The sequence below is a fragment of the Streptococcus mitis genome (assembly GCF_001579035.1).
Taxonomy (GTDB): Bacteria; Bacillota; Bacilli; order Lactobacillales; family Streptococcaceae; genus Streptococcus; species Streptococcus mitis_J.
In genome coordinates this window covers 168,753-178,359 of the sequence record NZ_KQ970289.1, presented here as the reverse complement: position 1 = coordinate 178,359, position 9,607 = coordinate 168,753, and the positions used below count along the sequence as shown (strand labels likewise).

Annotated in this window: 9 protein-coding genes and 1 pseudogene; 8 read left to right on the top strand and 2 right to left on the bottom strand. The window is 40.5% G+C overall.

The window, feature by feature from the left end:
* The 7 genes and pseudogenes from gtfA to pnuC form a co-directional block, all read left to right on the top strand.
* Positions 1-1,339: sucrose phosphorylase (gene gtfA / locus SMIDD26_RS08130; protein ID WP_246746997.1), on the top strand; the 1,339-nt coding region annotated here is incomplete at its 5' end.
* 137 nt (positions 1,340-1,476) lie between these two features.
* Complete coding sequence (locus SMIDD26_RS08125; protein ID WP_061439784.1) at positions 1,477-2,670, top strand: O-antigen ligase family protein; 1,194 nt, start codon at positions 1,477-1,479, stop codon at positions 2,668-2,670.
* A 144-nt stretch (positions 2,671-2,814) separates the two neighbouring features.
* Entirely contained in the window at positions 2,815-3,258 is a 444-nt protein-coding gene (locus SMIDD26_RS08120; protein ID WP_061439783.1) for a MarR family winged helix-turn-helix transcriptional regulator, read from the top strand.
* Between the two features lie 34 nt (positions 3,259-3,292).
* A pseudogene (locus SMIDD26_RS11825) lies at positions 3,293-3,484 on the top strand (polyketide cyclase); the annotation flags it as partial.
* 14 nt (positions 3,485-3,498) lie between these two features.
* A complete protein-coding gene (locus tag SMIDD26_RS08115; RefSeq protein WP_061439782.1) occupies positions 3,499-4,227 on the top strand; it encodes an ATP-binding cassette domain-containing protein in 729 nt (242 codons plus the stop codon).
* Positions 4,220-5,740: an ABC transporter permease/substrate-binding protein gene (locus SMIDD26_RS08110; RefSeq protein ID WP_061439781.1), complete on the top strand. Its 1,521-nt coding sequence runs from the start codon at positions 4,220-4,222 to the stop codon at positions 5,738-5,740. The genes SMIDD26_RS08115 and SMIDD26_RS08110 overlap by 8 nt, the downstream gene beginning before the upstream one ends.
* 331 nt (positions 5,741-6,071) lie before the next feature.
* Positions 6,072-6,878, top strand: coding sequence for a nicotinamide riboside transporter PnuC (gene pnuC / locus SMIDD26_RS08105; protein ID WP_000557784.1), 807 nt, complete (start codon positions 6,072-6,074; stop codon positions 6,876-6,878).
* Between the two features lie 152 nt (positions 6,879-7,030).
* Here pnuC and SMIDD26_RS08100 read toward each other — a convergent pair whose 3' ends face one another.
* Positions 7,031-7,567 (bottom strand): TetR/AcrR family transcriptional regulator, encoded by a 537-nt coding sequence (locus SMIDD26_RS08100; protein WP_049511522.1) that lies wholly within the window; start codon positions 7,565-7,567, stop codon positions 7,031-7,033.
* 132 nt (positions 7,568-7,699) lie between these two features.
* Between SMIDD26_RS08100 and SMIDD26_RS08095 the strand changes: the two genes are divergently transcribed.
* Entirely contained in the window at positions 7,700-8,557 is an 858-nt protein-coding gene (locus tag SMIDD26_RS08095; protein ID WP_049511521.1) for a cation diffusion facilitator family transporter, read from the top strand.
* Positions 8,558-8,618: 61 nt separating this feature from the next.
* Here SMIDD26_RS08095 and galR read toward each other — a convergent pair whose 3' ends face one another.
* The gene (galR, locus tag SMIDD26_RS08090; RefSeq protein WP_061439780.1) at positions 8,619-9,605 is read right to left on the bottom strand and encodes a DNA-binding transcriptional regulator GalR; all 987 of its coding nucleotides are present in this window, start codon (positions 9,603-9,605) and stop codon (positions 8,619-8,621) included.
* Positions 9,606-9,607 lie beyond the last annotated feature (2 nt).

Sequence of the window (9,607 nt, the reverse complement as noted above, 5' to 3'; positions counted from 1 at the left end):
TGGGGGAGTTCACCTTCTCCCATTTTTCCCATCAACAGGTGATCGTGGATTTGCGCCAGTTGACTACGACGAAGTGGATTCAGCTTTTGGTGATTGGGAGGATGTTAAGCGTTTAGGTGAGAAATATTATCTTATGTTTGACTTTATGATTAATCATATTTCTCGTCAATCCAAGTATTATAAGGACTATCAAGAAAAACATGAAGCCAGTGAATTTAAAGATCTCTTTTTAAACTGGGATAAGTTTTGGCCAGAAAACCGTCCGACACAAGCTGATGTAGACTTAATTTACAAGCGTAAGGATCGTGCACCAAAGCAAGAGATTGTGTTTGAAGATGGTTCAGTGGAACATTTGTGGAATACCTTTGGTGAGGAGCAGATTGATCTTGATGTGACCAAAGAAGTAACGGTGGAATTTATCCGTAAGACCATTCAGCACTTGGCAAGTAATGGATGTGATTTGATTCGTCTAGATGCCTTTGCTTATGCAGTGAAGAAATTGGATACTAATGATTTCTTTGTAGAACCAGATATTTGGGATTTATTGGACAAAGTTCGAGATATCGCTGCTGAGTATGGGACAGAGCTCTTACCTGAGATTCATGAACATTATTCGATTCAGTTTAAAATAGCGGATCACGATTACTATGTTTATGATTTTGCTCTTCCAATGGTGACACTTTATACTCTTTACAGTTCCAGAACAGAGCGTTTGGCTAAGTGGTTAAAGATGAGCCCAATGAAGCAATTTACGACGCTAGATACCCATGATGGGATTGGAGTGGTGGATGTCAAGGATATCCTGACTGATGAGGAAATCGACTATGCTTCAAATGAGCTCTATAAGGTTGGAGCTAATGTCAAACGTAAGTACTCCAGTGCCGAGTATAACAATTTAGATATCTACCAAATCAATTCAACCTACTATTCTGCGCTTGGAGATGATGATGTCAAGTATTTTCTCGCTCGTCTAATTCAAGCTTTTGCCCCAGGTATTCCTCAGGTTTACTATGTGGGGCTATTAGCAGGCAAGAATGACTTGAAATTATTAGAAGAAACTAAAGAAGGTCGAAATATTAATCGTCATTACTATAGCAACGAGGAAATAGCAGAAGAAGTCCAACGGCCTGTAGTGAAGGCCCTTCTCAATCTATTTTCTTTCCGTAATCGTTCAGAAGCCTTTGAACTAGAAGGAACTATTGACGTTGAAACACCAACAGCCCACAGCATTGTAATCAAACGTCAAAATAAAGATAAGTCCGTAACAGCGGTAGCAGAAATTGATTTGCAAAATCAGACTTATCGGGTAATTGAGAACGGAATTGAAGTAACATTTTGAAGCCTTGATATGGTTGATAAAATAGGGTTTTTATTTTAGAAAACGTTTCCTTTGTTTTCAAATTGCTAAAAAAGTGGTACAATAAAGGGTAGCTTACTATTATCTGAATCAGCTGATTTGGAGAGAAAGGATTCATTTTGAAATCAATAGGCTTTATTGAAAAGCTGAAAGGGTTGTCTAGTAAAGAGCTAATTTTATTGGGAATTATCCTGAGTATCTTTTTACCCTTTTATCTTTTTGTAGTTGTATTCTGTTTATATATTATCAGTTTGATTTTTACAGGAGACATGAAAAGTATTCTTCAGAAAATGGGGGAGCATCCGATGCTGCTTCTTTTTCTTGGCTATAGTACTGTTATATCCGTTTTTGCACAAAATTGGATGGGTCTTGTGGCTTCAGTAGGAATTTTTCTATTTACTGTTTTCTTTTTGCACTATCAGTCGATTTTATCACATAAATTCTTTCGCTTGATTTTGCAGCTCGTCTTGTTTGGTAGTGTATTGTCAGCTGTTTTTGCGAGTTTAGAGCATTTCCAAATTGTGAAGAAATTCAACTATGCTTTTCTTTCACCAAATATGCAGGTATGGCATCAGAATCGTGCAGAAGTAACCTTCTTTAATCCTAATTATTATGGAATTATTTGTTGTTTCTGTATCATGATTGCCTTCTATCTGTTTACAACGACCAAGTTGAATTGGTTGAAAGTATTCTGTGTGATTGCAGGCTTTGTGAATCTCTTTGGATTGAACTTTACTCAAAATCGAACTGCCTTTCCTGCTATTATCGCTGGAGCCATTATTTATCTCTTCACGACCATTAAAAACTGGAAGGCCTTTTGGCTTAGTATTGGGGTCTTTGCGATTGGCTTGAGCTTCCTCTTTTCTAGTGATTTGGGAGTTCGGATGGGGACTTTAGACTCTTCTATGGAAGAACGCATTTCTATCTGGGATGCTGGGATGGCCTTGTTTAAGCAAAATCCTTTTTGGGGTGAGGGGCCATTGACCTATATGCACTCTTATCCTAGAATAAATGCTCCTTATCATGAACATGCTCACAGTCTTTATATTGATACGATTCTGAGTTATGGAATTGTGGGGACTATTTTACTAGTTTTGTCTTCTGTGGCTCCTGTTCGCTTGATGATGGATATGAGTCAGGAGTCGGGGAAACGTCCGATTATCGGCCTTTATCTGTCTTTCCTTACAGTGGTTGCTGTGCACGGAATCTTTGACTTGGCTCTCTTCTGGATCCAGTCAGGCTTCATTTTCTTGCTAGTTATGTGCAGTATTCCATTGGAACATCGAACTTTGGTATCGGATATGACGGATTAAGTTTTATAAGATTGAAATCTTCTACCTTGGGTAGGAGATTTTTTTACTGGGAAAATTATTTCCAAATCGAAATAGTTGACAGATAGAACAATGAGTGTTACAATTGCTTTATTCGTTTCGATATCGAAATAACTTGGAGGTATCATGAAAGATAGTCATTTGGTAGCCCATCATATTCGTTTGTTGAATGGGCGAATTTTTCAAAAGTTACTGAGCCAAGACCCTGAAGCACTTTATCGGAGTGAACAGGGCAAGATTTTAGCGGTTTTATGGAATAGTGAAACTGGCTGTGCAACTGCGACAGATATCGCGCTTGCGACTGGGCTTGCGAATAATACGCTGACGACTATGATAAAAAAGCTAGAGGAACAAAAGCTTGTAATTGTTAGTCCGTGTGGAAAAGACAAGCGTAAGAAGTATTTGGTTTTGACAGAGTTGGGGAAATCTCAGAAAGAAGTGGGACATCGTGTCAGTCAGAAATTGGATACGATTTTTTACAAAGGATTTTCAGAGGAAGAAATTCGTCAGTTTGAAGCCTTTCAAGAAAGAATTTTGGCAAATCTGAAAGAGAAGGCAAATGAGGATTAAAATAGATCAAATTAGGTTTTTATAAGTAAAGGCCACTCTTGATTTTATTTTCCAACTCTTAGGACAAGGAAACTAAGTGGTTAGCTATGGTCAGACTCAGATTGATGGCCTTGCTTATGCCCGGTACGATATCTTCCGTTTAGAGAACGGGAAAATTGTGGAGCATTGGGACAATAAGGAAGTCATGCCTAAGGTAGAAGACTTAACCAATCGAGGAAAGTTTTAAAATGAGGACAAAGAATGATTGAATACAAAAATGTAGCCTTGCGCTACACAGAAAAAGATGTCTTGAGAGATGTCAATTTACGGATTGATAATGGAGAGTTTATGGTTTTAGTTGGGCCTTCTGGCTCAGGTAAGACAACCATGATTAAGATGGTCAACCGTCTTTTGGAACCAACTGATGGAAATATTTATATGGATGGCAAGCGCATCAAAGACTATGATGAGCGGGAACTTCGTCTTTCTACTGGTTATGTTTTACAGGCTATTGCTCTCTTTCCCAATCTAACGGTCGCGGAAAATATTGCCCTGATTCCTGAGATGAAGGGCTGGACTAAGGAAGAAATTGCTCAGAAAACAGAAGAGCTTTTGGATAAGGTTGGTTTACCAGTGGCTGAGTATGGGCATCGTTTGCCTAGTGAATTATCTGGTGGAGAACAGCAACGGGTCGGTATTGTTCGTGCCATGATTGGTCAGCCTAAGATTTTGCTTATGGATGAACCTTTTTCGGCCTTGGATGCTATTTCGAGAAAACAGTTGCAGGTTCTGACGAAAGAATTGCATAAAGAATTTGGGATGACAACGATTTTTGTAACCCATGATACGGATGAGGCCTTGAAGTTGGCGGACCGTATTGCTGTCTTGCAGGATGGAGAGATTCGTCAGGTAGCGAATCCCGAGACAATTTTAAAAGCGCCTGCAACAGATTTTGTAGCAGACTTGTTTGGAGGTAGTGTTCATGACTAATTTAATTGCAACTTTTCAGGATCGTTTTAGCGATTGGTTGACAGCTCTATCTCAACATTTGCAGTTGTCACTGTTGACCTTGTTGCTGGCTATTTTTATCGCGATTCCCTTGGCTGTTTCTCTTCGCTATCATGAGAAGTTGGCCGACTGGGTCTTGCAGATTGCAGGGATTTTCCAGACTATCCCGTCACTGGCCTTGTTGGGACTCTTTATCCCCTTGATGGGAATTGGAACCTTGCCGGCTTTGACAGCGCTAGTGATTTATGCTATTTTCCCTATTTTGCAAAATACCATCACTGGACTAAAGGGAATTGATTCGAGTCTGCAAGAGGCTGGGATTGCCTTTGGGATGACTAGGTGGGAGCGACTCAAGAAGTTTGAAATTCCACTTGCTATGCCTGTTATCATGTCTGGAATTCGGACGGCAGCGGTCTTGATTATCGGTACGGCAACCTTGGCGGCCTTGATTGGTGCAGGGGGACTGGGTTCCTTTATCCTTTTGGGAATTGACCGTAATAATGCCAGTCTAATTTTGATTGGGGCACTTTCTTCTGCAGTGCTTGCCATTGCCTTTAACTTCCTACTAAAAGTGATGGAAAAAGCAAAATTGCGGACGATTTTCTCAGGTTTTGCCTTGGTGACCTTATTGCTAGGTCTGTCTTATAGTCCAGCTCTTTTGGCTCAAAAAGAGAAAGAAAACTTGGTCATTGCTGGGAAATTGGGTCCAGAACCAGAAATTTTGGCCAATATGTATAAACTCCTCATTGAAGAAAATACCAGTATGACTGCGACTGTTAAACCAAATTTTGGGAAAACAAGCTTTCTCTATGAAGCTCTGAAAAAAGGCGATATTGACATTTATCCTGAATTTACTGGTACGGTAACTGAAAGTTTGCTTCAACCATCACCGAAAGTGGGTCATGAGCCAGAGCAGGTTTATAATGTGGCGCGTGATGGCATTGCCAAACAGGATCATCTAGCCTATCTCAAACCCATGTCTTATCAAAATACCTACGCTGTAGCTGTTCCGAAAAAGATTGCTCAAGAATATGGCTTGAAGACCATTTCGGACTTGAAAAAAGTAGAAGGGCAGTTGAAGGCTGGATTTACTCTCGAGTTTAATGACCGTGAAGATGGCAATAAGGGCTTGCAATCAATGTATGGTCTCAATCTCAATGTAGCGACTATGGAACCAGCTCTTCGCTATCAGGCTATTCAGTCAGGCGATATTCAAATTACGGATGCCTATTCGACTGATGCGGAATTGGAGCGTTATGATTTGCAGGTCTTGGAAGATGACAAGCAACTCTTCCCACCTTATCAAGGGGCTCCACTCATGAAAGAAGCTCTTCTCAAGAAACATCCAGAGTTGGAAACAGTTCTCAATAAATTGGCTGGTAAAATTACTGAAAGCCAGATGAGCCAGCTTAACTACCAAGTCAGTGTTGAAGGCAAGTCAGCAGGACAAGTAGCCAAGGAGTTTCTCCAAGAACAAGGCTTGTTGAAGAAATAGCTTGAAAAGCTAAACTCAACTTGGTTAAACGATTATATAGAAGAAAGCTCAGACAATGTCGTCTGGGCTTTTTTGATTTTAGGGTTATTGAATGTCACTTAAAATGGAAAGAAAGAGAAAATTTTCAGGAATTTCTAAAATTTATCTGTAAATACACTTGGCTATTCATAAAATAGGTGTATAATGTGTTGTGAACTACTTAACAAATAAGGATTTTCAACTCATGTCGACTAAGGTTAGAAATCTTGTGTATAGACAGTTCATTATCTAATAGAGCGTTGCGTCCGAAAGTCTATCCAGACACGGCTCTTTAAAAACAAAAGGAGAAATGATGCATACTTATTTGCAAAAGAAAATTGAAAATATCAAAACAACTCTAGGTGAAATGTCAGGTGGTTACCGTCGTATGGTTGCGGCTATGACTGATTTAGGATTTTCAGGAACTATGAAGGCTATTTGGAATGACCTCTTTGCCAATCGTAGCTTTGCCCAGTGGCTGTATTTGCTGGTTTTAGGAAGTTTTCCTCTCTGGCTGGAATTGATTTATGAACACCGTATTGTTGACTGGATTGGGATGATTTGTAGCTTGACAGGGATTATTTGCGTTATCTCTGTATCGGAAGGTCGAGCAAGTAATTATCTTTTTGGCTTGATTAACTCTGTTATTTACCTTATTTTGGCACTACAGAAAGGCTTCTATGGTGAGGTTTTAACAACTCTCTATTTTACAATTATGCAGCCAATTGGTCTCTTGGTTTGGATTTATCAAGCCCAGTTTAAGAAAGAAAAGCAGGAGTTTGTTGCACGTAAGCTGGATGGCAAGGGTTGGACCAAGTATCTTTCCATTAGTGTTCTTTGGTGGTTGGCCTTTGGTTTTATTTATCAGTCTATTGGTGCCAATCGTCCCTATCGTGATTCAATCACAGATGCGACCAATGGGGTAGGGCAAATACTCATGACAGCTGTTTACCGTGAACAATGGATATTCTGGGCAGCTACCAATGTCTTTTCTATCTATCTCTGGTGGGGAGAAAGCCTGCAAATTCAAGGGAAATATCTAATTTATCTCATTAACAGTCTAGTTGGATGGTACCAGTGGAGTAAGGCAGCCAAGCAGAATACTGATTTACCTAACTAGGAAAAGATGTTTTAAGTTTTGGGATAAAACAGATAGAGTTGATAATCAAGGATTGGATATGATGAAAAAGAGGAGCAGTAGTTCCTCTTTTATTGTCGAAAAGATAAAAACTCAGTAGCCTGGGCATAAGGCAACTGAGCTCTAGTCTGTATTTAGTCTTTAGAAATGAGAAGGTCTAGATAAAACTGGACAACTTCCTGATTTGTGAAGTCTTGCCCTTTTTTGAGCCACCAGGTCAAGGTTTCGATAAAGTTGGTCACGACCAAGTGTTGGAGATAAGAAACAGGCAGACTTGGGTGAGATTCTTTCAACTCATCAGCCAACATGGGATAGACATGGTGCTCCAGTTCTTTATGAAGTTGGCGAAGGAAGTAGTCATTTTTGGAGAATAGCAGACTGGTGATATGGTCTTGGTTTTTCTGAAAATGAAGAAAGAGATGGGCGAGATAAACCTTAGTTGAAATGGATTTTTCTCTTTCAAAGAGGTGATGGAAGAGGTAGCGGCAGAGCTCGTCCAGAAGCAGCTCCTTACTCTCATAGTGACAGTAAAAGGTGGAGCGTCCCACATCTGCAAGATCAATGATATCCTGAACAGTAGTGGTCTCGTAGCCCTTAGCATTCAAAAGTTGTAGAAAAGCTTGATAGATGGCTTTTTTTGTTTTACTGATACGGCGGTCAATGTTAGTCATATGGACACTTGGGGCAAATTGTTCAGAACTGAATAAAGCTGACCTTTTGCTTCTATCCTTTCTTTGAGTTTTAGTGGATAATGATAATGAACAAGATGTTCATAAATCTATTATAACAAAGGAATGAGAAATATGAAGGCAAAATATACTGTTTGGCTAGCTTTTTTCTTAAATTTGACTTATGCCATTGTCGAGTTTATCGCTGGTGGAGTGTTTGGGTCCAGTGCAGTTCTTGCTGACTCGGTGCATGACTTGGGAGATGCGATTGCTATTGGGATCTCAGCCTTTTTGGAAAGTATCTCCAATCGTGAAGAAGACAGCCACTATACCTTGGGCTACAAGCGTTTTAGCCTTTTAGGGGCCATGGTAACGGCTGTGATTCTTATGACAGGGTCCGTTTTGGTCATTTTGGAAAATATAGCGAAAATCTTTCATCCACAACCGGTCAATGATGAGGGGATTCTCTGGTTAGGAATTATTGCGATTACTATCAATGTGCTAGCGAGTCTCGTCATTCGCAAAGGACAAACCAAGAACGAATCCATTCTCAGCCTGCACTTTCTGGAAGATACCTTGGGTTGGGTGACTGTCATCCTGATGGCCATTGTTCTTCGATTTACCGATTGGTATATCTTGGATCCGCTCTTGTCTCTTGTTATTTCCTTCTTTATTCTGTCAAAAGCCCTTCCACGTTTTTGGAGCACGCTCAAGATATTCCTCGATGCAGTGCCAGAAGGAGTAGATATCCAGAAGATCAAGACGGATTTAGCAGAATTGGACCATGTCGCTAGTATCAATCAGCTTAATCTCTGGACTATGGATGGTTTGGAAAAAAATGCCATTGTCCATGTTTGTTTAAAAGAGATGGAGCATATGGAAACTTGTAAAGAATCTATTCGAATTTTCCTCAAAAATTGTGGCTTTCAAAATATTACCATTGAAGTTGATGCAGACCTAGAAAGTCACCAAGCACATAAGCGAAAGGTGTGAGTTGGAGCAGAATCATAGAGATTATTAGAGAAACAGCCTTGCTAGAGGTCGTTTTGTAATCCTAATCATTCCTTGTACTCTCTCTCAATGTCAGTCTGGTTCCCAACATGGTCAGGCTAGGGATTTTGCGACCGTGGAGTACTTCCTTATTAAGAATATCCATACCTGCCCGGCCCATTTCTTCAGTATAAACGGTGATGCTAGAGAGGGGAGGATAAACCTGCTTGGTCAGACTAGTGTCGTTAAAGGAAATAAGACTGAGGCGGTCTGGCAGGCTGATTCCAGCTTCTTGGAGTGCACGGAGGGCACCGATAGCTAAACTATCGCTAGCTGCAAAAAATGCTGGTGGCAGTTGGTCTCCCAAACTCTGAATAGCCTCCTTCATCAAGTCATAGCCAGACTGGGCAGTAAAGCTTCCTTGAAAGACCAGTTCATCATGATAGATTCTCTTTGCTTGACTGTAGTTTCTAAAATTTTCCAGTCGCTTATCCTCAATGATTTCTTCTTGGTCAGTTGTTTCTTCAAGACCTGTTAGAATCCCAATGCGGTCCATCCCTTGACTGAGGAAATAATCGACAACCTGTTTCATGGCAGTGTAAAAGTCAGTAATAATGCAGGTGTGTCCCAGGGAAAGTGTATCGCTGTCTAAAAATACAAGAGGTTTTTGGTATTCTTCAAAGGCAGAAATCTGAGCTCGACTAAACTTTCCGATGCAGAGAATCCCAATCACTTCCTCGCTTAATGTAAAAGGATGGTCATTAAAATAGCGCAAGATATCATAGTCCAACTCTTGGGCTCTTTTTTCTATGCCTAGGCGAATCTGGTAGTAGTAGAGGTCGTCCAGCTCCCCTTGTTCACTGACCCATTGGATAATGGCAATCTTTTGCTTGGGCTTGTGGGACTCGCCTGTCTTGAGGTGTTTGGTGTAGCCTAGCTCTTCAGCAACGGTTAAAATACGGTGTCTCGTTTCTTCTGTAACAGATAGGCTCTGGTCGCGGTTGAGAACACGTGATACGGTCGCGATAGAGACAGAGGCTAACTGTGCAATGT